Genomic DNA, 21,258 nt, shown 5'->3' on the forward strand with positions numbered 1-21,258 from the left:
CCGGTATCAGTAGTAGCCGCGCGGACGCAGCGGTTCGACACCGCCGACGTTGCTCATGTAGGTCTTCCACTGGTCGACGAGCGTGCCGATCACCGACGGGTTCTGCGCCGACACGTCGGTCGTCTCGCCGCGATCCGACGCGAGGTCGTAAAGCTGCCAGTGCCCGTCGAGCGGCCCGAGCGGCGGTTCGGTCCACAGTGCCTTCCAGCGGCCGTCGGCGCTGCGCAGGTAGGCGCGGCCGTAGGCTTCGTCGCCGAACGGCGTCATATGCACCTCGCCCGTCGCCGCCCCCGTGAGCACCGGCAGCAGCGACTGGCCGGTGACCGGATACACGTAGCGGTTGTTGTAGACCACCTTGCCCTTGTTCTGGTCGACGCCCGTCAGCGTGTTGACGAGCGGCGGCGCCGGCTGCGACGGCGGCGTGACGCCCGCGATCGCGAGGAACGTCGCCGTGTTGTCGGTCACGTGCGTGAACGCGCGCAGCGTCGGCAACTGCTGCGTCTGGCCCGGCAGGCGCACGATCGTCGGCGTCGATACGCCGCCTTCGGCCGAATACCCCTTCGTGAGCCGGAACGGCGACGCGCTCACCTCGGCCCAGCGCAGACCGTACTGCAGGCGCTGCGCGTTCTGCTTGCCGTTGTCGGTGCCGAGGGTCGAGTAGACCGGCTCCTGCCCGTTCGCGGTGTCGGTCGCCGTCGGGTCCGCGCCCGAGTCGATCGGCCAGCCTTCCGAGCCGTTGTCCGACTGGAACATGATGAACGTGTTGTCGTATTCGCCGATGTCCTTCAGGTGCTGGATCAGGAGTCCGATGTTGTAGTCGAGGTTCTCGACCATCCCCGCATAGATCTCCATGTAGCGCGCCTGCGCCCGGCGCTCGGCCGGCGACAGGCTCGACCACAGCTTGTCGACCTTGCCGGCGCCGTAGTCGCTGTAGCCGTCGGCGGCCGAATGCACCGCGCTGATGTACTTCGCGCTCGCGGTGCCGTTGTTCGCGGTCGCGGGCGACGCCGCCGTCGTTTCGGGCAGGCCGTCGAACGGCTTGAAATCGGCGGGGATCAGGCCGAGCGCCTTCTGCCGTGCGATCCGCGCATTGCGGATCGCGCCGTAGCCGGCGTCGTACACGCCCGCGTACTTGTGCAGCCATGGCTCGGGCACCTGCAGCGGCCAGTGCGGCGACGTATATGCCGCGTACGCGAAGAACGGCTTGCCGTCGCGCTTGTTCGAATCGATGTACGAGATCAGCTTCTGCGTATAGAAATCGGTCGAATAGAACACGGCCGGGCTGCCGCCCGCACCGCCCGGCTGCCCGGGCTGGCCAGGCTGCACGTAACGGCCGTCTTCCGTGTAGTTCGACGAGCCGGCCGGCTCGTGCGCGAAGTGGTTGGTCGCCGCGCCGCCGAGCAGCACGTAGCTGCGCTCGAAGCCCCACTGGTCCGGCGTCTGCCCGCTGCCCGTCGCGCTGCCGACGATCCCCGAGCCGATATGCCACTTGCCCGCGATGTACGTGTGGTAGCCGGCATCCTTCAATAGTTGTGCGAACGACAGCGCGCGATCGTTCAGGTAGCCCTCGTAGCCGGGCAACCCGCGCCGTTCGTCGGTCGGTACCCCCATCGTGCCTTCGCCGACCAGATGGTGATCGGTGCCGGACACCAGCATCGCGCGCGTGATCGCGCAGACGGTGCCCGTGTGATGGTTCGACAGGATGCGGCCCGACGCGACGAGCGCGTCGAGGTTCGGCGTGTTGATCTCGCCGCCGAATGCATGGATGTCGGAATAGCCGAGATCGTCGGCCATGATGTACAGGATGTTCGGGCGTTTCGCCGCCAGCGGTGGCGCGGGGTTCGTCGATGACGACGGCGCATCGCTGTCGACGCCGCCGCACGATGCGAGCGACAACGCGCCGGCAATCGCGGCGCAGACGACACGGAAACGAAAAGCATGCAACGGCGAAGCGGACTTTTTCATCGTTCTGGAACGCACGATCTACGGGATCGGCGATCTTAGCGTCGCGCGCGCGGCACCCAAAGTCCGATTCGTCACATGCTAACGGGGCGGCGGAATATGCGCGCAAGCCGAATACCGGCCATCAGCACGCGCGTATGCACGCGCCCGCGCCGCGTGCCGAAGCCGGCCGCCGCCGGGCCGCGCGCGACGGCTCGGCGGCGCGGCGGCGCGTCGTACTTCAGCTGCGTCCGCCGAGGCTGCCGCCGCCGTCCACGGCCAGCACCTGCCCCGTGACGAAGCCGGCCTCGTCCGACAGGAAGAACGCGATCGCGGCCGCCACATCGTCGGGCGTGCCGAGCCGGCGCGCGGGAATCGTCGCGAGCACCTTGCGTTCGGCTTCGCTGCCGACGGGCCGCGTCAGCCGGAACAGTTCCGTCTCGATCGGCCCCGGCGCCACCGCGTTGACGGTCACGCCATGTTCGGCCAGTTCGAGCGCCCACGTGCGCGTGCAGCCGACGAGCGCGCTCTTCGCGGCGGAATACGCGGTGCGATCGAGACTGCCGAAAATCGCCCGGCTGCAGATGTTGACGATGCGCCCGTGGCCGCGCGCCTTCATCGCGTCCGCGAAGTGCTGCGTAACCTGGATCGCGGCCCGCACGTTGAGATCGAACACGGTCTGCAGCGACCGGAAATCGATCTGTCCGAGCGGTTGCGGCATCACGATGCCCGCGTTGTTCACGATACCGTCGACAGCGTGCTGCTCACCGATACGGGCAAGCGTTGCCGCCGTCTGTTCGATGTCGGCGAGATCGCACGCGCGCAATTCGCCGGGAAAGTCGATGCCCTGCACATTTCGCGCGAGGCCGATGACGTGATGACCGTGCCGTGCGAGCAAGGTGCTGACCGCGAGGCCGATGCCGCGCGTTGCGCCGGTGACGAGATAGGTGCGAGATGACATGCGTGCTCCCGAAGTCCGTTCACATGAATAGCGTGGAAAGAGGTTTCCAGGGTGAAGACCCGGAACCGGTGCTTTGGTCAGACGATTCTACGTGCGTAACGGAAGTTACGTCGTGTCGTTACGCGCCTGCCCGTAGCAACACGTTACGTTTGCTGCGCTTCAGCCGAGCAAGGAATTTCCAGATCACGATTGGCGAGAATTATAGTCTGATTTAACCCTAATGCACCGAATATGAAAGAAAGCTTGTCAATTAAATATCGCGCCCGCAAACGTTTTATTCGAATGAATTATGTATCTGAAAAGTTAGACGAATAATGACATTAAAATAAAATCCATTTGAAACGACAACAGGCACGCCTCTTGCTGAATCCCCTCACCATGTGCCGCGTTCGACCAGGAACGAATAACCCGAAAATCGGGTGCCGCCATATTGCGCACAAGTGAATCCGGGCTACGTGACGCAGACCGGCTACAACAACAACGCCACGCTGGTGCAACGAGGCAACGCCAACTACGCGAGCATCAACCGGAACGGCTTCAACAACACCGTTTCGGTCAAGCAGCACTAAACGCCGCCGGCATAACGGAAAGGCCGGACGGATACACGTTCGGCTTTTTTTCATTCGACAGGGGACGATCATGGTCGGCATTCACGATCTCAGCGCCTATTTCGACATCGCCGCCAGTGCCGGCGGCGTGAATATCGTGCCGCACGTGCGCGCGGCCGCACCGGTCGACGTGTCGTACAGCCTGCGCATCACCCGCACCGGCGGCACGGGCTCGGCCTCGCTGACGCGCTCCGGCGAATCGCGGCTCGCGGGCGGCGAGGATCAGCCGCTCGCGACGCTGCGGCTGAGCGTCGATTCGAGCGATATCTGCAAGGCGACCCTGGTTCTGCACGTCAACGGCGAGCAGGCGGAGTATTCGGTGGACTGCAATCCGCATCGGACGGCGGGTTGATACGGCGCGGCGTGGCGGCGTCGCGCCGCATGGCCAGCGCCTGCCGCGCGACGCGACCGGCATCGGCGCGCGCGGCGGTCAGCCGGCCCGCCCCTCCACCGTCGGCATCGCGCGCCGCGACGCGACGCGGCGCGATCCGCCACGCGCGAATCGGCCTGCATCGACACGCCGGCCCGCATCCCGCGCGGGTTCGGTATTCAGTAACGCATCACGAGAAACAGGCCAGCAGCCGCGAGCGCCATCCCCGGCCATGCGAGCGGGCCGATCGTCTCGCCGAGCGCCACGAGCGCGATCAGCGCCGTCGCGGGCGGGATCAGGAAGAACAGCGCCGACACGCGCGACGCCTCGCCGTACCGCACCATCGCGAGCAGCAGCGAGATCGCGATCAGCGAGTTGCAGATGACGAGGTACGCGAGCGAACCGGCGAGCCCGGCGGTCCATTGCACGTGCATCGGCTCGAGCGCGAACGCGAGCGGCGCGGTGACCGCGAGACCGACCGCGTACTGCACGAGGTTCGCGGTGACCGGATGGACGTCGGTGCCGAAGCGTTTTTCCCACAGCGTCCCGCCGGTGATGCAGGCGAGCGCGAACAGCGCGAACGCGAGCGCCCAAGGCGACGCGACATCGACCGACGAACGCGCGAGGATCACCAGCACCGCGCCCGCGGCGCCGAGTGCGAGCCCGATCCAGCGCAACACGCCGACGCGTTCGCCGGCAATCATCGGCGCGAGCAGCCCGACGAGGATCGGCTGCTGCGACGTGACGAGCGCGACGGCGCCCGCCGACATGCCGAGCTTCAGGCTCAGGTACGTACACGCGAAATAACCGGCCTGCAGCAACAGGCCGACCACGACGAGATCGCGCCATGCGCGCCCCGTGCGCGGCAACGCAGGGCGCAGCCACAGGAACGGGCCGGCGAGCAGCGCGACGACGCACGCATAGCGCAGTGCGAGGAACGTGAGCGGATCGGCATAACGCAAGCCGAGCTTCAGGAACACGAAGCCGCTTGCCCACAGCAGCAGGAACAGTGCGGGCGCGATGCGCAGCCAGCCGGGTTGCCGCGCGGCCTTCGTGGTATCGATCGTCGTCATGTACGCGCGCGCCGGGTTGTTGCAGGGATATCTGCCCCATGCGCACCGGGACTGCATGCCCGCCCGCGCATCACCGAAGAACCGTGTAACGGGTGAGGTTCGGAACGGTCGCTGAGATGGCGATGGCGACCTGCGGTTCGCGCTTCATCACGTCGTGCCCCCGGCGTATTGGGTGTGCGACGATCATACGCCGCACTGGCCGACCATGCTTCGCGGGGATACCGCAACCGTCGCGCCCGCCTCACCCATCCGACGCGAGCATGTTCGGTATCTCGTCGACGAGCGCATCGATGACGACACGCACCTTCGACGGCACGTGGCGCGATGCCGGCCGCACCGCGAACACTTCGGCGCCCGACACGCTGTTGCTGTCCATCACGAGCGCGAGGCGGCCGTCGCGCAGGTAAGGCGCCATCAACCAACAGGGGAGCCACGCGAGGCCCGCGCCGGCGGCGGCCGCATCCGCAATGGCCTGCAGGTCGTCGAGCCGCAGGCGCCCGGCCGGACGATGGTCGTGCACCGCGCCGTTCGCGCCGACTATCGGCCACGGCGTCGGTTGCCCGCCGCGCGAATACGCGATGCCGACGTGCGACGCGAGTTCGTCGAGCCCCGCCGGCCGGCCATGACGATCGAGATACGCGGGCGATGCGCAGATGCCCATGCGCTGCACGCCGAGCTTGCGGCCGACGAGCGCGCTCGTATCGGCGAGCTCGCCGATGCGCACCGCGATGTCGAAGCCGTCGTTGACGAGGTCGGCCACGCGATCGCTGAACGACACGTCGATTTCGAGCCGCGGATGGCGCTCCACGAGGCGCCGCATGAGGGGCGCCACGCATTGCCGCCCGAACAGCACGGGCACGCTGACGCGCAGCCGCCCCGCCGGCTCGCGCTGGCCCGCGTCGAGCGCGGCCTCCGTCTCGCCGAGTTCGGCGAGCAGCCGCCGGCACTGTTCGTAATAGACGAGCCCCTCGTCTGTCAGGCCGAGCTGGCGTGTCGTCCGCTGCAGCAGCCGGGTGCCGAGACGGCGTTCGAGCCGCGCGACGACCTTCGCGACCGCCGAGCGCGTGACGCCGAGCCGCAGCGCGGCCGCCGCGAAGCTGCCCGAATCCACCACGTCGACAAATTCGGCAACGCCTCTCAGCCGCTCGTCCATGCCATTTCGCTCCGGTTGGATAACAGGTTTGTGTCCATGCAGGCGACAGTCATCGGCCGAATTATCGTCAATGCGTCCCTGCGCGCAACACTATGATAGTCCGCACTATCTCTAAAAAGGAGTCGACATGCACGCATGGCAAGTGAAACCGGGCGACGGTGTGGCCGGGCTTCGGCGCATCGACGCGACACGCCGCGCGGTCGGGCCGACCGACGTCGTCGTGAAGATCCATTCGGCCGGCCTGAACTATCGCGACCTGATGTTCGCGCGCGGCGACTATCTCGGCATCGGCAACGAAGCGCTGATTCCGGTTGCCGACGGCGCCGGCGAAGTCATCGAAACGGGCCGCGACGTCACGCGCTTCAAGCCCGGCGATCGCGTGATCAACACCTACTTCCCGCGCTGGATCGAAGGGCCGCCGACGCCGCAGAAAACCTCGGGATCGCCCGGCTCGCATTTCGACGGCGTGCTGGCCGAGCACTTCGTGTCCGACGAAGCGGCGCTGGTCGCGATTCCCGCGCATCTGGACTACGACGAGGCGGCGACGCTGTCGTGCGCGGGCATCACCGCATGGAACGCGCTGTTCGCCGACGGCGGCCTGGGGCCCGGCGCGACCGTCGTGCTGCTCGGCACGGGCGGCGTGTCGATCGTCGCGCTGCAGCTCGCGCATGCCGCGGGGCTGCGCACCATCGTCACGTCGTCGAGCGACGCGAAGCTCGAACGCGCCCGCGCGCTCGGTGCGGACGCAACCATCAACTATCGCGCCACGCCCGAATGGCAACACGACGTGCTGCGGCTCACTGGCGGCGCGGGTGCGGATCTGGTCGTCGAAGTCGGCGGCAAGGATACGCTGCCGCGCTCGGTCGCCGCGACGAAGATGGGCGGCACCGTATCGGTGATCGGCGGCCTCAGCAGCTTCGGCGGCCCCGAGCTCGGGCTACTGTCGCTGATCGGCGGGATCCGGCGGCTGCAGGGGATCATGGTCGGCAGCCGCGCGATGCTCGACGACGTCGTGCGCCTCGTCGACGCGAAGCGGATCAAGCCGGTGGTCGATCGCGTGTTCGGCTTCGACGAAGCGCCGCAGGCGTATGCGTACCTGCAGTCGGGTCAGCACTTCGGCAAGGTCGTGATCCGCGTCGCGCGGTAAGCGCATCGGGGTGACGGGCAGCGGGCGGCTTCGCCCGCTGCCTCCAACGTCAGAACCGGTGACGGATCCCCGCGTGAATCATCAGCTGCTTCGAGGTCGACGACAGGTCCGCCGCGCCGGGAACATAGGCCTGGTCGAGCGACGAGCCCGTCGCGTCGCCCGCGATCCGCTGGTAGGCGCCCATCAGGTATACGTCCGTGCGCTTCGACAGCGTGTAGTCGGCCATCAGCCCGAGCGAATGGATCTTCGGCTTCGCGGTGCCCGTCGTCGCGTCGTAGCGCACCGTCGTGTACACGTACTGCGCCCCGACGAACAGCGCGGGCGTGAACTGGTATTTGCCGTTCACTTCGAAGTTCTGGTACTTGATCGACGTCACCGTGCCGCCTGCGAGCGGGCCGGTCACGGGCTCGATCGTTTCGTCGCCGAACAGGTAACCGACGTTCGCGGTCGGCCGCGTGACGTTGCTGTTCGTGTACGCGAACCCGACCGTCGCGAGCCCCGCCGTGTAGTTGATGCCCGCACCGAAGATCCGCAGCCGCGCCGACGCGAAGTTCGCATCGGCGCCGACCGATCCCGAGCCCGCGATCGCGCCGCCCGGCGTCGCACCCGGGTTGTCCGCATTCACGAAGGCCGCGCCGACGAGCCACCCGCCCTGCTCGTACTGCGCGCCGACGCTCCACTGCCGGTTGTTCGCAAAGCCCGTGTCGTTACTGAAGCTGTACGTGCCGCCGAACGAGAAGCCGGCGAAATCCGGGCTCGCATACTTGACCGTGTTGTTGACCCGAAACGTATTGCCGGTGTTGTCGTTGTCGAGCGGATGCGAGAACGGATAGACGCCCCAACTGCCGTTCGCGGTGGTCGGCGCGAGATAGTCGACCACCGCATCGTATTGCCGGCCGAGCGTCAGCGTGCCGAACCGCGCGCTGCCGAGGCCGACGTACGCCTGCCGCCCGAACATGCGGCCGCCCTGCGCGAGCGTGCCGCTGTTCACGTTGAAGCCGTTCTCGACCTGGAACAGCGCGCTGTAGCCGCCCCCCAGATCCTCGCTGCCCTTCAGCCCCCAGCGGCTGCCCTGCGCGAAGCCGCTCGCCATCTGCCACGCGCCGTGGCCGCCGACATTGTTCGTGTAGTCGATGCCCGCATCGACGAGGCCGTACAGCGTGACGCTGCCTTGCGCGAACGCGGGCGCGGCGCACAGTGCCGGCATCGCGACGAAAATCAGTCTCCAGTTCATCCGTCATCCTTATTTGTTTTGTCGTTACCGCGCCAGGCATGGCGCCACCGCTTACTTCGTGCCGTAGATGTCGAAGTCGAAATACTTCCGGTTGATCCGCTGGTACGTGCCGTTCGCGAGGATCGTCGCGAGCGCGCGGTTGAAGGCGTCGCGCAGGTCGTTGTCCTGCTTGCGCAGCCCGAGCCCGTCGCCCTGCCCGAAATACTTCGCGTCGTCGATCGCCGCGCCGACGAACGCGAAATCCCTGCCCTGCGGCTTCTTCAGGAAACCGTCGCTCGCCGCGATCGATGCCTGGAACGCCGCGTCGAGCCGGCCCGTCACGAGATCGGCATAGACCTGGTCCTGGTTCGGGTACGACACGATCTGCGCGCCGGCCGGCTGCCAGTTCGCGATCGCATAGTCGGCCTGCGTGGAGCCCTGCTCGACGCCCACACGCTTGCCCTTCAGCGCGTCGGCCGTCGGCAGCAGCGGCGAACCCTTGCGCGCGACGAGGCGCGCCGGCGCATTCGAGATCCGGTTCGTGAAGGCGATCTGCTGCTGCCGCTTCGGCGTAATCGTCATCGACGACGCGATGACGTCGAACTTGCGCGCGAGCAGCCCCGGAATCATCCCGTCGAAACTCGATTCGACCCACACGCAGCGCGCATGCAGCTCCGCACACAACGCATTCGTGATGTCGATCCCGAAGCCCGTCAGCGTGCCGTCGGGCAGCTTGTACTCGAGCGGCGGGTAAGTCGGATCGACCGCGAGGCGAATCTCCCTGCCCGCCCAGTCACCCGCATGCGCCGCCCCTGCCGCCAGCGCCAACGTGAGCGCCGCCATCCGTTTCCATTGCTTCCACTGCTTCATTGCCAGTCTCCTTCCTCGTGTGAATCGTCAGTCAAGATCATGCGGGCGCGTCACGCGAGATAGCGCTCCGCCAGCGCAATCCAGTAGCTCGCGCCGGTGGCCAGGCACGCGTCGTTGAAGTCGTAGCCGGGATGGTGCAGCCCGCATCCGGCGCCGCCTTCGCCGTTGCCGTCCCCGTTGCCGATCGACAGGTAGCTGCCGGGGCAAGCGTTCAGCATGAATGCGAAGTCCTCGCTTGCCGCAATCGGCCGCAGATGGGGGATCAACGCGCCGTCACCGCCCCATTCGCGGGCGACGTCGCGCGCAAAGGCGGTTTCCGCCGCGTGATTGACGAGCACCGGATAGTCGTGGCTGTAATCGATCTCGGCCGTCGCGCCGTAGCTCGCGGCCTGCCCGTGCACGATCTCGCGAATGCGCCGTTCGAGCAGCGCGCGCACGTCCGGCGACAGCGCGCGCACGCTCAGTGCCAGATCCGCGTGCGGCGGGATCACGTTCGACGCGGTGCCCGCATGGATCGAGCCGGCCGTCACGATCGCCAGGTCCTGCGGGTTCACGTTGCGCGACACGACGGTCTGCAGCGCCATCACGATCGACGCGCAGACGACCACCGGATCGATCGTCGTATGCGGCGCCGCGCCATGCCCGCCGCGCCCGGTCACGCGCACGCGCACCTCGTCGGCCGATGCCATCGCCGGGCCGTCGCAGAAGCCGAGCACGCCGGCCGGCAGGCCCGGCACGTTGTGCATCGCGAACACCGCATCGCACGGAAACTGCTCGAACAGCCCGTCGTGGATCATCCGCTTCGCGCCGCCGAGCCCTTCCTCGGCCGGCTGGAAGATCAGGTTCAGCGTGCCCGTGAAGCGGGCGCGCTCGGCCAGGCACCGCGCCGCCGCCAGCAGCATCGCCGTATGGCCGTCGTGGCCGCATGCGTGCATCACGCCGTCGCACCGGCTCGCATGCGGCAGCCCGGTCGCCTCGCGGATCGGCAGTGCGTCCATGTCGGCGCGCAGCCCGAGCCGCTTCCCGGCGCCTCGCGTCAACGTGCCGACCACGCCCGTGCCGCCGAGCCCGCGCGTCACCCGATAACCCCACGTTGTCAGGAAGCCGGCCACGAGGTCGCTCGTCGCATGTTCCTCGAAGCCGAGCTCCGGATGCGCGTGCAGCCGTCGGCGCAGCGCAATCATCTCTGTCTCGATGGCCGCCAATTCAGGCTGGACTGGTCTGTGGTTCAACCCCGATTCTCCTCGATGTACACTGGTTGACGATCGCCCGAATGACCGATCGTGGCCGCATCGTAGGCAGCGAAAATCCCGGCGAACAGCCGCGGTTTCGTTATGATGACAACCTTTCGTTGTCGGGTATCACGCCATGGGTACGATCAGGCTGCATCAGCTTCAGGCGCTCGTCGCGAGCGCGGAGGCCGGGAGCATCCGCGGCGCGGCGCGCACGCTCGGGCTGTCGCAGGCGGCCGTCACGCGCGCGCTGCGCGAACTGGAGGCCGGCGAGCGCCTGCCGCTGCTCGTGCGCGCGCCGGAAGGGATCGGCTTCACGGAATACGGCAAGACGCTGCTCACGCACGCGAAGCTCGTGCTGAAGCAGCTCGAACATGCGCAGAGCGATCTCGAACGCATGCGCGGCCGCATCGAGGGCCGGCTGAGCATCGGCGTGACGCCGTGGCTCACGATGACGTTCCTGGCGGAAACGGTGCTGCGCTTTCGCGAGCGGATGCCCGACGTGCGCCTCGAACTCTACGAGGCGCTGATGGCCGTCGCGCAGCCGCTGTTGCGCGACGGCAGCATGGATTTCGCGCTCGGGCACGTGCAACCGGGCGGCACGCAGGAATTCGCGTTCGAGCCGATGCTGCGCTACGAGACATCGGTGATGGTGCGCGCCGGCCATCCGCGCGAACGCGCGCGATCGATCCACGACCTGCTCGAGAACGACTGGGTGCTGAATTTCGCGGCCGACGGGCAGGCCGCGCTCGTCGACTACCTGTTCACGCGCCACGGTGCGGACATCGACGAACGGCGCATCGTCCGCGCGCAGTCGGCGGCGATGCTGCAGACGATGCTCGAACAGGCCGACATGTGCACGTGGTGCCCGACGATTCTCGCTGCGGTGCCGCCGTTCGGCGAACGGATGCGCGCGTTGCAGCTGAAGGAGACTTTCGAGCCGCGCGACCTCGGGATCGTCACGCGGCGCAGCAGCACGCTGAGCGACGCGGCGCGCTGCTTCATCGACTGCCTGCTGCACGTGATCCGCCGCCACGCGCGATCGGCACGCAAGGCGGATCTCGCGCTGTTCAGGACGCTGTCGCTGCTGATCTGACGCGCGGCGAACACGGGCGGGCCGCCGCGTCGCCGCATGCGCGGCGTGGCCGTGGCCGTGCCCGCGCCCGTGCCGCCCGTCAGATTTTCGCCGTCAGCGTGATCCCGACCGTGCGCGGATCGCCGTACAGCACCGGATACGCGCCATACGACGGCAGCAGCTCGAGCTTCTTGTAGACCTTGTTGGTCAGGTTCGTCACGTAGCCCGTCACGATGTACTTCTGGTTCGGCGTCGTGTAGGAGACGTGCGCGTTCAGCACCGTGTAGCCGCCCTGCCAGAGCTGCGGCATCGTCTGCCGGGTCGCGCTGAAGTATTCGCGGCTGCGGTAGTTCACGTCACCGCCGGCCGTCAGCGTGCCGAACGACACCGGTACGCGATAGTCGAAGCCCGCATTGATCGTCGTATGCGGCGAGCGCGCGAACGAGTTGCCGACGGCGGTCGGCACGTAGCGGAACTCCGTGTAGCGCGTGTTCAGCATCCCGAGGTTCGCGAACAGGTAGAGGCTGTTGACCGGCTGCGCCTTCAGCTCCAGTTCGAAGCCGTCCGCGCGCCCCTGCCCCGCATTCGACAGCGTCGACACCGGCGGGCCGCCGAACGGGTTCGGCGCGAGCGCGAACACCTGGATGTCGCGATAGTCGTAGTGGAACACGCTCGCGTTGACGATCAGCCGCTTGTCGAACCACTCGCTCTTGATGCCGACTTCATAATCGGTCAGGTACTCCGGCGACACGGTCGACACCGTGCTCTGCGTATACGCGTTGCCGTTGTAGCCGCCCGAACGGAAGCCGCGCGCATAGCGGAAGTACGCACGCACGTTGCTGCTGAGCGCGTATTCGGGCGTGAGGTCCCAGGTCGGCGCGCGCCAGGTGTTCGTCTGGTTCTGCCGCGCGCTGACCGCCAGCGGCGACGACACCGACGACGGCTCCCACCAGCTGCCCGGATTGCCGAACGTCACGTTGCCGGTGCCCTGCAGCCCGGTCAGGTTGATGTTCTTGCGCTCGATCGTGTAACGCAGCCCGCCCGTCACGTTGAAGCGGTCGGTAAACCGGTACTTCACGCTGCCGAAGATCGCCGCGCTCTGCGTGTGCTGCGTGAGGTCGGTCAGGTGGTAGAACGCGGGTGACGGCGAACCCGGCAAGCCGCCGCCGGCGCCCTGCTCGGCCAGTTGCTCGGTGAACAGGTGCGTGCCGACGAGCCAGCTCAGCCGGTCGTTCTGCGGCGATTCGAGCCGGAATTCCTGCGAGAACTGGCGGCTCGACAGGCGATCGTGCGAGCGTGCGGCGTCGAACGCCGAATAGTCCTCGTCGTCCTGGTACCAGCGGTGCAGCCCTTCGAATGCGGTGATCGACGTGAGCGTGACTGCCGGGTTGATGCGCCAGTGCGCGGTGAGCGACGTGCCCCAGGTCGAGATGTGATCGCTCGACGGCGCGTTGAGCGACACCGTGTACGGATCGCTCGAGCCGACGAAGCCGAACTGGTTCGCGCCGCCCGGCCCCGCGCCTTGCGCGTGCCACGCATTGCCGCCGCCCGTGTAGTTGCGGCCGTGGATGTTGAACAGGAAGTTGGTGTCCGACGTGGGCACGGCGAGCACCTGGAAGCGCACCGCGTTGTCGTGGAAGCCGCCGAAGCGCCCTTGCTGCACCGTATTCGTGTAGAAGCTGTCGGCGTTCTCGTGATACACCGACACGCGCGCGGCCAGCACGTCGTTCTTGCCGATCGGCCCGCCGATCGCGGCCTCCGCGAGCCGGCTGTTGTACTGGCCGAGCCCGATCTTGCCGTAGCCGCTCACGTCGAAGGTCGGCTTCTGCGACGTGATGCTGAGCGCGCCGCCGACCGTGTTCTTGCCCCACAGCGTGCCCTGCGGGCCGCGCAGCACTTCGATGCGATCGAGGTCGAACAGCGGGAAACCCTGCCCGAACACGCTGTTGATGTACACGTCGTCGAAGTACACGCCGATCGGGCTCAGCGACAGGTCCGACGGATCGTTGCTGCCGACGCCGCGCAGGAACCAGCGCGGCCGCTCGCGGCCCTCGGTCGATTGCCCGGTAAAGTTCGGCACGTACTTCGTCACGTCGTTGGCCACGCGCAGCTCGTTGTTCCTGATCGCGTCGCCGCTCAGCGCGCTCACCGCGACCGGCACGTCCTGGATGCTCTCCTTGCGCCGGCGCGCGGTCACGGTGACCGTGCCGAGGTTCGTTTCGCGGATGGCCGTGCCGCGGGTCGCACGGGCCGCCGTCGGTGCAGCCGCGGCTGCATCGTCCGTGCCCGGTTGTGCCGGCTTCGCGTCCGGTGCCGCCGTCACCGCACCCTCTTCCGCCCACGCGGGCAACGATACGGCTCCGCCCGTCAGCAGTCCCCCCAGCGCGGTGACGATTAGTTTTTTCCTGAACATCGATGAGTCATCCTGTTTGATCGGTTGAACGCACGTGCGTGCGCGACGCACGGGTTCCCTGTTGCAATTCGGATGCCAGCCTCGAAAGGCCCGTCGTATCGGGCTTCCGGCGGGTATGCGGCATGCGCGTTGCTGCATGCGCATCTGTGAACGGAAGCAAACTGCTTGTCACGCAACACTGCCGGATCGCGCGACACCCGCTCCGATGGTCGTCAGGAGAGCTTTGCAGTCACGGGCTGCGACGCATCGCGCCGCCCATGTGCGACGCGCAACGCGCATGCGACCAGCACGACGACAGGCAGCCAGCACAGAAACACGGCCTGCAACCCGACGGCCGGCACGAGCGCACTGCCGGCCAGCGGGCCGCAGAACGCGCCTGTCATCGACGCGAGGTTGTAGAGGCTCGACACCTGGCTCTTGTCCGCCGGGTGACGGCCGAGGCGCTGCATGTTGACGAGATGCAGCAGCGACGAGCCGGCGCACAGCGCGGCGAGCCCCGCGCCGACGATCCACGCGTCACGGGCGAGCCCGAGCGCGAGCAGGCCGGCCACCGCGCCGGCCAGGCTGAACCCGTGGCAACAGAGCGCGCTCAGCCGCTGCGCGACATGGCCGAGCCCGAACAGCGCGATCACCGCGACCACGCCCTGCAACGTCAGCAGCGCGACGGCGTGCGCCTGGGACAACCCGAGCGACTGGATCGCGAGCACGACCGTGTACGCGCCGGCAAGCGAACGCGTCGCACTGTTCACGGCCTCCAGCACGAGTTGCTCGCGCACGTCGTGATTCCATGCGAGCGCCAGCAACGCGCGCAGGCCGCCGGTTTCCGGTCGGGCGCCGCGCGGCGCAGCCTCGGCGTCGCCGAGCAGCGTCCGGCTGAACAGCGCCATGCCCGCGAAGCTCGCCGACGCCGCGCAGAACGTCGCGACCGCACCGTGCGCGCCGATCAGCCAGCTCGCGAGCCACGGCCCGACCATGCCGGTTCCGACCGACATCGCCGCGCGGTACCAGCCGGCGCGCGCGAGGCCGATCTGCGCGAGACGCGCGAGAAACACGCCGTTGATGGACACGATCCGGAACGGGATGCACAGCCCGATCAGCACTTGCGTGAGCGCGATCAGCGGCCATGCGCCGGTATACGGCACGACGAGGTTGAGCAGCATCGGCCCCATGCTCGCGGCGAAGTACACGCGCCGCGCGCCGTAGCGCGCGACGAGCAGCCCGGCCGGCAGCGTCATCAGCGCGATGCCGAGCGGCTCCATCGCGGCGATGATGCCGAGCCGCGCGCTGTCGACGCCGAGCGCGAGCGCGTACAGCGTCGTCGCGAGCTGCGCCATGCTGATCGTCGTGCCGCTCGCGAGCGCCAGCAGCATGAAGCCGCCGGTGAAGCGCTCGCGCCGCCATGCGTCGGCGACGCGTGTCGGCGCGCTCACCGCGCGGCGTCGCGAGACAACGGTGCGATGCCGTCGAGCGCGCGCCGGTCGATCCACGCGCGCACGTCGAAATCCGCAGGCAGGAACCGCCATTCGACGAGGAAGCGCTTGAAATCGTCGAGCGCGGCGATCGACGCCTCGTCGAGATCCGTGCGCAGCCGCCGGTGCACGTCGGTGCCGTACGCGAGCCGCAGCCAGTCATGGCCCGATCCCGTCTCGCGGCCGAGATAGCCGAGCACTTCCTGCTCGTGCTCGCGCGCCCAGCCTTCGACGTCGGTCACGCGCGCGAGGAAGCGGCGAACGATGTCGGGATGGCGTTCGAGCGTCGACGCATTGACGGTCAGCGGCCGAGGCGAGCCGTTGTTGATGCGGATCTGCGGATCGGGATGAAAGCCGATGTCGACGACCGGCTGCGCGCCGATCAGGTGCGCGGTTTCGAGCCCGAGCGAACCCTTCACGTAGATCGCGTCGACCTCGCCGCGCACGAGCGCGGCCGCTTCGGCCGCATAAAGGCGCCGGCTGGACAGGCTCGACGGATGGCTGAATGCCGCGTCGCGCGTCAGCGGCGTCGACACGGGCGCGCGCAGGTTCGACGCGGGCACCTCGACCCATTCGACGTCGGCGGGGCCGAGCCCGTCGAGCGACAGCGCGCTGACGAAGCCGCGCAGCGCCGCCGCGCGGAAGATGTCGATACGTTCGCCGTCGCGGCGCGGCAGCCCGATGCGGCGCCCGCGCAGGTCCCTCGGCCGCTTCAGGCCGGTTTCCGGCAACGCGACGATCGCCTGCGCCTCGTCGACCCAGGTCAGCGCGACCACCCGGGTATCGGCGCCGGAGGCGCGCGCCCACAGCGCGGGAATGCTGCCGCCCTGCCGGAACGTGTTGTCGAGCGAATGATCGACGTGCGCGCGATGCAGCGCCGCGTGCTGGTTCTCCTGCAGCGCGCGGACGGTGATGCCGTCGCCGGCGAACTCGCTGTCGAGCCAGCCGAGATGCGCGGCGATGCCGAGCGGCGTCGGCACCGGACAGCGCGTGTACCAGATCGACTGGACGTGATGGGAAGCCGTGATGCTCATGGATGCGCTCGGAAAAGGAGTCGTGAACCGCGCATCAGCCGCGCGGCGCGGTGAGCACCGACAGCCGCGTGATGCCCGCATGCTCGATCGCGGCCATCAGCTTCGCGACGGTGCCGTACGGCACGTGCTCGTCGGCCTGCAGGTCGAGCGCGACGTCGGGCCGGCCGGCCTTCAGCGCGGCGAGCTCGGCCGGCACCGCGGCGAGCGCGACCGCGCGCTTGTCGAGATACACGACGCCCTTGTCGTCGACGCTCACGGTGACGTTCGGCTTGCGGTCGGCCGGCGCCGTGGCGACGGTGTTCGGCAGGTTCACGTGCACCGCGTTGTTGAGCAGCGGCGCAGTGACGATGAACGCGACGAGCAGCACGAGCATCACGTCGACGAGCGGCGTGATGTTGATTTCACTGAGCACGTCGTCGTTGTCGGAGGAGGACGAGAAGGCCATTATGCGAACGCCTCCTGACGGGCGCCGTCGGCACGGCGTGCCGGCGCGGGCGCGGTGGCGGCGGCCGGCACGCGGAAACCGGCCTTCTGCGCGAGCGTGACGAAATCGGTTGCGAACGCATCGAGATCGGCCGACGCGGCCTTCACGCGGCGCACGAAGAAGTTGTACGCGAGCACGGCCGGCACCGCGACCGCGATGCCGATCCCGGTCGCGACCAGCGCCTCGCCGATCGGCCCGGCGACCACATCGATGCTCGCCGACGCACTGTGCGTGATCGCGGTCAGCGCGTGGATGATGCCGAACACGGTGCCGAACAGGCCGACGAACGGCGCGGTGCTGCCGATCGACGCGAGCACGGCGAGCCCCGCTTCCGCGCGCCGGCGCGCGTTGTGGATCTGCTGGCGCAGATGGCGTTCGAGCAGGTCGTGGCGGCTCCAGCTGTGTTCGAGATCGTGCGCGCTGCTTTCGTCGGCGCGGCGCAGCGCGTCGAAGCCCGTCGCGGCGAGTTCGCCCACGGGGCTGTCGGCGCCGTCGAGCGCGGCCGCCTCGTGGAAACTGTTCGCGGCCCAGAACGCGCGCGTGTAATGCCGGTTGCGTGCGCTCGCACGCAGGCTCTGGATCGTCTTCACGACGATCAGCGTCCACGTGACGACGGAGAAGACGACGAGCAGCCAGAGCGCGCCCTGGACGATGAAGGTGGTCGGGATACCGTTCATGATGTGAGTTCCTTGAAAAATGTGGCGGGCCGCCCGGTCGGTCAGCCCAGCTTGAAATCGATCGGCACGTTGACCCAGCCGTCGACCGCTTCGTCGCCGCGCTTCGCGGGCACGAACGTCCAGCGCTTCACGGCGGCCACCGCCGCGTTGTCGAGCATGCGGCGGCCGCTGCTCGTGCGGACGTCGACTGCATCGGGCGTGCCGTTCGCGAGCACGTGCACGCGCAGCACGACGCGCCCTTCCCAGCCCTGGTCCTGCGCAAAGGCCGGGTAGTCGGGCGCCGGGTTGCGCAGGTAGGCGGCGTCGCCGATCGGCGCGGTTTCGCGCACCGGCGCCGCCGGCGCGGCGGGTGCGGGAGACGGTGCGACCTGTGCGGCAGCGGCCGGTGCCGTCGGCGCGGGTGCCGCCTCGCGCGTGACAGGCTGCGCGGCAGCCGGCGCAGGCGCCGGATGCGCGACGGCCGCACGCGGCTTCGGCGGAGTCGGCGCCTGCTTCAGCGGCTGCTGCGGCTTCGGCGGCACCGGTGGCGGCGGATGCGCGGCCTGCGGCAACGGTTCGGGCGGCCGCGTCAGCTCGACCGTCATCGGCAGCGGCCGCGGCGGCTGCACGGGCTGTACGGGCGGCGCGGCGGGGGCGCGCGCGGCCAGCAGCGCGACGCCCGCATGCAGCGCCGCTACGGCGAGTGCAATCGCACCCGTGACGCGCCACCGGCCCGGCTTCGCCGCGCGCGCATCCGGCCGTGCGGCAGGCGAAGCCGACGGCGGCCATGCGGCAGCCACCGCAGCGGCCACACCCGCGCCCGTGCGCGGCGCCGCGCGTGCCGCATGCCGGCGCGCCGGCGGCACGCCGTATTCGATCGTCAGACCTGTCATGCTCGACTCCTTGCAATGACGCGCCGCGGCGCGCTACGCGACCCACGCATGGCGTTGCCGGTCGATGCGCGTGAACGGCGCCGGGTCGATCCATGCGCGCGCATCGAAATCCTGTTCGAGAAAGCCCCACTCGACGAGGAAGTCCTTGAACGCGACCAGCCCGTCGATCGATGTCTGCGCGAGTCCCGTCTCCAGATGGCGGTGCACGTCCGCGCCGTACGCATAGCGCACCCATTCGTCGGACGCGCGCGTTTCGCGGCCGATATAGGCCACCGTCTCCGCCGGATGACGCGCGGCCCAGTCGCCCGCGCCCACCACGACCGACAGGAAGCGGCTCACGAGATCGGGGCGCGCGTCGATCAGTGCGCGATCGACCGTCAGCGTGCGCGGCGTGCCGTTGCCGATCCGCACCAGCGGATCGGGGTGCGCGCCGAGATCGATGACCACCTGCGCGTCGATCAGGTGCACGGTTTCGAGCCCTTCGACCCCTTTCACGAACACCGCGTCGACCTCGCCGCGCACGAGCGCCGCGATCTCGAGCCCGTACTCGTGCGGGCCGCGCGTGAACGATGCCGGCCCGGTGTGGCGTTCGCGCTCGTCGGGCAGGTCGACCCATTCGGCGTCGCCGTGCCCGAGCCCTTCCAGTTCGAGCGCGCTCAGGAAGCCTTTCAGCGCGGCCGCGCGCCAGAAGTCGATGCTGATCGGATGGCGCGGCAACCCGAGCCGCCGGCCGCGCAGATCGCGCACGGTGCGGATGCCGCGCTCGGGCAGCGTGACGATCGCCTGGAACTCGTTGGTCCACGACAGGCCGATCACGCGCGTATCGGCGCCGCGTGCCCGCGCCCACAGCGCCGGAATGTTGCCGCCCTGCCGGAACGAGGACGGGAGGCTGTGATCGAAGTGCGATTCGCGCTTGCCGGCGTCGGCCGTTTCCTGCAGCGAATGCAGCGCGATGCCGTCCGGCCCGAACTCCTCGTCGAACCAGCCGCGGTGCACGGCGATGCCGAGCGCGGTCGGCACCGGGCAGCGTGTGTACCAGAGTGCGTCGCGGGCCGTGGCCTGCGCAGCGAGTGTCGTCATGGTGAATGTCCTTGTCGTTGGAATGCGGGGGAATGCCGTTGCGTTCACGCGCCGGCCACGCGCAGCGCCGCCTGCGTGCCGCGCGCGTTCAGCGCGCCGTCGACGAGCGGCAGCACTTCCTCGCCCACGCGGTACGCCTCCTCGAGATGCGGGTTGCTCGCGAGGATGAACGTCGACACGCCGATGTCGACGTATTCCGCGAGCCGCTCGGCCACCTGCTCGTGGCTGCCGACGATCACGCAACCGGGGCCGCCGCGAATCTGCGACATCCCGGCCCACAGGTTCGGGCCGACGATCAGGTCGTCGAAGTGCTGCGTGTTGCCCTGGTGCAGCGCGAACTGGCGTTTCGCACCGACCGATTCCGACGACTCGCCGCGCCCGCCGAAGCCGTTGCGCGTCGCGTCGCCCACCGTCGCGAACATCTGCCGCAACTCGGCCCACGCCTGTGCCTCGGTCTCGCGCGCCAGGATGTCGATGCGCATGCCGAAACGCAGGTCGCGCTCGGCGTTCTGGCGATCGAGCGCGCGGCGGGCCGCATCGATCACCTCCTTCTGTTTCGCGAGCGGCTCGCCCCAGCTCAGGTGCACGTCGCCATGCTTCGCGGCGACCGCGAGCGCGGCATCGCTCGCGCCGGCCAGGTAGATGCGCGGCGGTTTCTGGCCGCTCAGCGGCGGCAGCAGGCCGCCGCCTTCGACGCGGTAGAAACGTCCGTCGAACGTGAACGGCTCGCCGGCCGCGACACCCTTCACGACGTCGAGGAACTCGTCCGTGCGCGCATAACGGCTGTCGTGGTCGATGAAGTCGCCGTACGCGCGCTGGTCGGGGCCGCCGCCGCCCGTGACGACGTTCCACTCCACGCGGCCACGGCTGATCCGCTGCAGGCTCGCGGCCATCTGCGCCGCGTAGACGGGATGCACGAAATGCGGCTGCAGCGCGATCAGGAGCCGCAGCCGGCGCGTCTCGCGCGCCAGCGCGGCCGCCACGACCCACGGCTCCTCCGTGAAGCGGAAGATCGGGATCAGCGCGCCGTGGAAGCCGGCGATATCGGCCGCGCGCGCGACCTGCGACAGATAGTCGATGTAGCCGAATTCGTCGTCGTCGACTTTCGGCGCGACGCGCGATCCGCGCTGACGGTTCCATTCGCCGCGTGTATGCAGGTCGTGTGCGCGCCTGCCGTCGCCATGCATCGGCAGGCGCCACAGAAATTCAACAGCCATCGGGATTCTCCTGGTCGGGCCATTCGGATTGCGTGCGGCATCGGCGTGCCGCCCGTGTGCTGCGCTGTAAAGCACGCGGTGTGCCAACTTGCCCGACGCGGCACCTGCGCGGCCGCGTGCAAACCTGCGCGGCGCCTTGCACGCCGGGCGTCGACGGCAACCGGATCGCACCCGCCCGGCCGTGGCCGGCACGGTCGCGACAGGCCCGTGCCGTGCTGCTGCATCGGCCGCACCGCTGCTGCGCGCGCAACAGCGGCCCACGCGACTGTTGCTGGCGCAACAGGTCATACATCGACACACGCATCGCCCTTTCCGCGCGACGCCCGCACCGCGTGCGGCCGCGCCGTTTCCGTTCACTGGCCCGGAACT

General features: G+C 68.7%; 19 protein-coding genes. 4 read left to right on the plus strand and 15 right to left on the minus strand.

What is annotated here, in order from left to right; genetic code table 11:
- Positions 1-6: 6 nt before the first annotated feature.
- Together PQB87_RS30980 and PQB87_RS30985 are read right to left on the minus strand one after the other, a co-directional pair.
- Positions 7-1,965 (minus strand): arylsulfatase, encoded by a 1,959-nt coding sequence (locus PQB87_RS30980; RefSeq protein WP_489243212.1) that lies wholly within the window; start codon positions 1,963-1,965, stop codon positions 7-9.
- Between the two features lie 217 nt (positions 1,966-2,182).
- Complete coding sequence (locus PQB87_RS30985) at positions 2,183-2,902, minus strand: SDR family oxidoreductase (protein WP_059589405.1); 720 nt, start codon at positions 2,900-2,902, stop codon at positions 2,183-2,185.
- 419 nt (positions 2,903-3,321) lie between these two features.
- On the opposite strand from PQB87_RS30985, the gene PQB87_RS30990 reads away from it, so the two are divergent.
- On the plus strand, positions 3,322-3,471 hold the full coding sequence (locus PQB87_RS30990) for a curlin repeat-containing protein (RefSeq protein WP_153490029.1): 150 nt from the start codon (positions 3,322-3,324) through the stop codon (positions 3,469-3,471).
- 70 nt (positions 3,472-3,541) lie between these two features.
- Positions 3,542-3,862, plus strand: coding sequence for a curli-like amyloid fiber formation chaperone CsgH (gene csgH, locus PQB87_RS30995; protein WP_153490031.1), 321 nt, complete (start codon positions 3,542-3,544; stop codon positions 3,860-3,862).
- A gap of 197 nt (positions 3,863-4,059) precedes the next feature.
- Here the strand turns inward: csgH and PQB87_RS31000 are convergent, their stop codons facing one another.
- Positions 4,060-4,953, minus strand: a complete 894-nt coding sequence (locus PQB87_RS31000; RefSeq protein ID WP_059687593.1) for a DMT family transporter — start codon at positions 4,951-4,953, stop codon at positions 4,060-4,062.
- A gap of 241 nt (positions 4,954-5,194) precedes the next feature.
- Positions 5,195-6,106 carry a LysR family transcriptional regulator gene (locus PQB87_RS31005; RefSeq protein ID WP_153490032.1) on the minus strand — a complete coding sequence of 304 codons (912 nt, stop codon included), beginning with the start codon at positions 6,104-6,106 and terminating at the stop codon, positions 5,195-5,197.
- A gap of 127 nt (positions 6,107-6,233) precedes the next feature.
- Between PQB87_RS31005 and PQB87_RS31010 the strand changes: the two genes are divergently transcribed.
- The gene (locus PQB87_RS31010; RefSeq protein ID WP_059687591.1) at positions 6,234-7,253 is read left to right on the plus strand and encodes a zinc-dependent alcohol dehydrogenase family protein; all 1,020 of its coding nucleotides are present in this window, start codon (positions 6,234-6,236) and stop codon (positions 7,251-7,253) included.
- Between the two features lie 49 nt (positions 7,254-7,302).
- Here the strand turns inward: PQB87_RS31010 and PQB87_RS31015 are convergent, their stop codons facing one another.
- The 3 genes from PQB87_RS31015 to PQB87_RS31025 are packed head-to-tail and all read right to left on the minus strand — an operon-like array spanning position 7,303 to position 10,520.
- Positions 7,303-8,487 (minus strand): porin, encoded by a 1,185-nt coding sequence (locus tag PQB87_RS31015; protein ID WP_489243213.1) that lies wholly within the window; start codon positions 8,485-8,487, stop codon positions 7,303-7,305.
- 51 nt (positions 8,488-8,538) lie between these two features.
- Positions 8,539-9,336, minus strand: a complete 798-nt coding sequence (locus PQB87_RS31020) for an ABC transporter substrate-binding protein (RefSeq protein WP_489243214.1) — start codon at positions 9,334-9,336, stop codon at positions 8,539-8,541.
- 50 nt (positions 9,337-9,386) lie between these two features.
- Positions 9,387-10,520 carry a M20 aminoacylase family protein gene (locus PQB87_RS31025; RefSeq protein WP_489243215.1) on the minus strand — a complete coding sequence of 378 codons (1,134 nt, stop codon included), beginning with the start codon at positions 10,518-10,520 and terminating at the stop codon, positions 9,387-9,389.
- A 184-nt stretch (positions 10,521-10,704) separates the two neighbouring features.
- On the opposite strand from PQB87_RS31025, the gene PQB87_RS31030 reads away from it, so the two are divergent.
- Positions 10,705-11,664: a LysR substrate-binding domain-containing protein gene (locus PQB87_RS31030; RefSeq protein WP_059687587.1), complete on the plus strand. Its 960-nt coding sequence runs from the start codon at positions 10,705-10,707 to the stop codon at positions 11,662-11,664.
- A 79-nt stretch (positions 11,665-11,743) separates the two neighbouring features.
- Here PQB87_RS31030 and PQB87_RS31035 read toward each other — a convergent pair whose 3' ends face one another.
- The 8 genes from PQB87_RS31035 to PQB87_RS31070 all read right to left on the minus strand — a co-directional run bounded on the left by PQB87_RS31035 (position 11,744) and on the right by PQB87_RS31070 (position 20,889).
- Positions 11,744-14,056, minus strand: coding sequence for a TonB-dependent receptor (locus PQB87_RS31035; protein WP_489243216.1), 2,313 nt, complete (start codon positions 14,054-14,056; stop codon positions 11,744-11,746).
- A 212-nt stretch (positions 14,057-14,268) separates the two neighbouring features.
- A complete protein-coding gene (locus PQB87_RS31040) occupies positions 14,269-15,486 on the minus strand; it encodes an MFS transporter (protein ID WP_489243217.1) in 1,218 nt (405 codons plus the stop codon).
- Complete coding sequence (locus PQB87_RS31045; RefSeq protein WP_489243218.1) at positions 15,483-16,559, minus strand: ABC transporter substrate-binding protein; 1,077 nt, start codon at positions 16,557-16,559, stop codon at positions 15,483-15,485. Before PQB87_RS31045 ends, PQB87_RS31040 begins: the two co-directional genes overlap by 4 nt.
- A 34-nt stretch (positions 16,560-16,593) precedes the next feature.
- Positions 16,594-17,004, minus strand: a complete 411-nt coding sequence (locus PQB87_RS31050) for an ExbD/TolR family protein (protein ID WP_009694203.1) — start codon at positions 17,002-17,004, stop codon at positions 16,594-16,596.
- Positions 17,004-17,720: a MotA/TolQ/ExbB proton channel family protein gene (locus PQB87_RS31055; protein WP_091920302.1), complete on the minus strand. Its 717-nt coding sequence runs from the start codon at positions 17,718-17,720 to the stop codon at positions 17,004-17,006. The genes PQB87_RS31050 and PQB87_RS31055 overlap by 1 nt, the downstream gene beginning before the upstream one ends.
- 41 nt (positions 17,721-17,761) lie before the next feature.
- Positions 17,762-18,592, minus strand: a complete 831-nt coding sequence (locus PQB87_RS31060) for an energy transducer TonB (RefSeq protein ID WP_489243219.1) — start codon at positions 18,590-18,592, stop codon at positions 17,762-17,764.
- A 33-nt stretch (positions 18,593-18,625) separates the two neighbouring features.
- The gene (locus tag PQB87_RS31065; RefSeq protein ID WP_059687581.1) at positions 18,626-19,672 is read right to left on the minus strand and encodes an ABC transporter substrate-binding protein; all 1,047 of its coding nucleotides are present in this window, start codon (positions 19,670-19,672) and stop codon (positions 18,626-18,628) included.
- Positions 19,673-19,716: 44 nt separating this feature from the next.
- Positions 19,717-20,889, minus strand: coding sequence for an LLM class flavin-dependent oxidoreductase (locus PQB87_RS31070; protein WP_059687580.1), 1,173 nt, complete (start codon positions 20,887-20,889; stop codon positions 19,717-19,719).
- Between the last annotated feature and the right edge of the window lie 369 nt (positions 20,890-21,258).

This window comes from Burkholderia sp. KL41, from assembly GCF_057005415.2.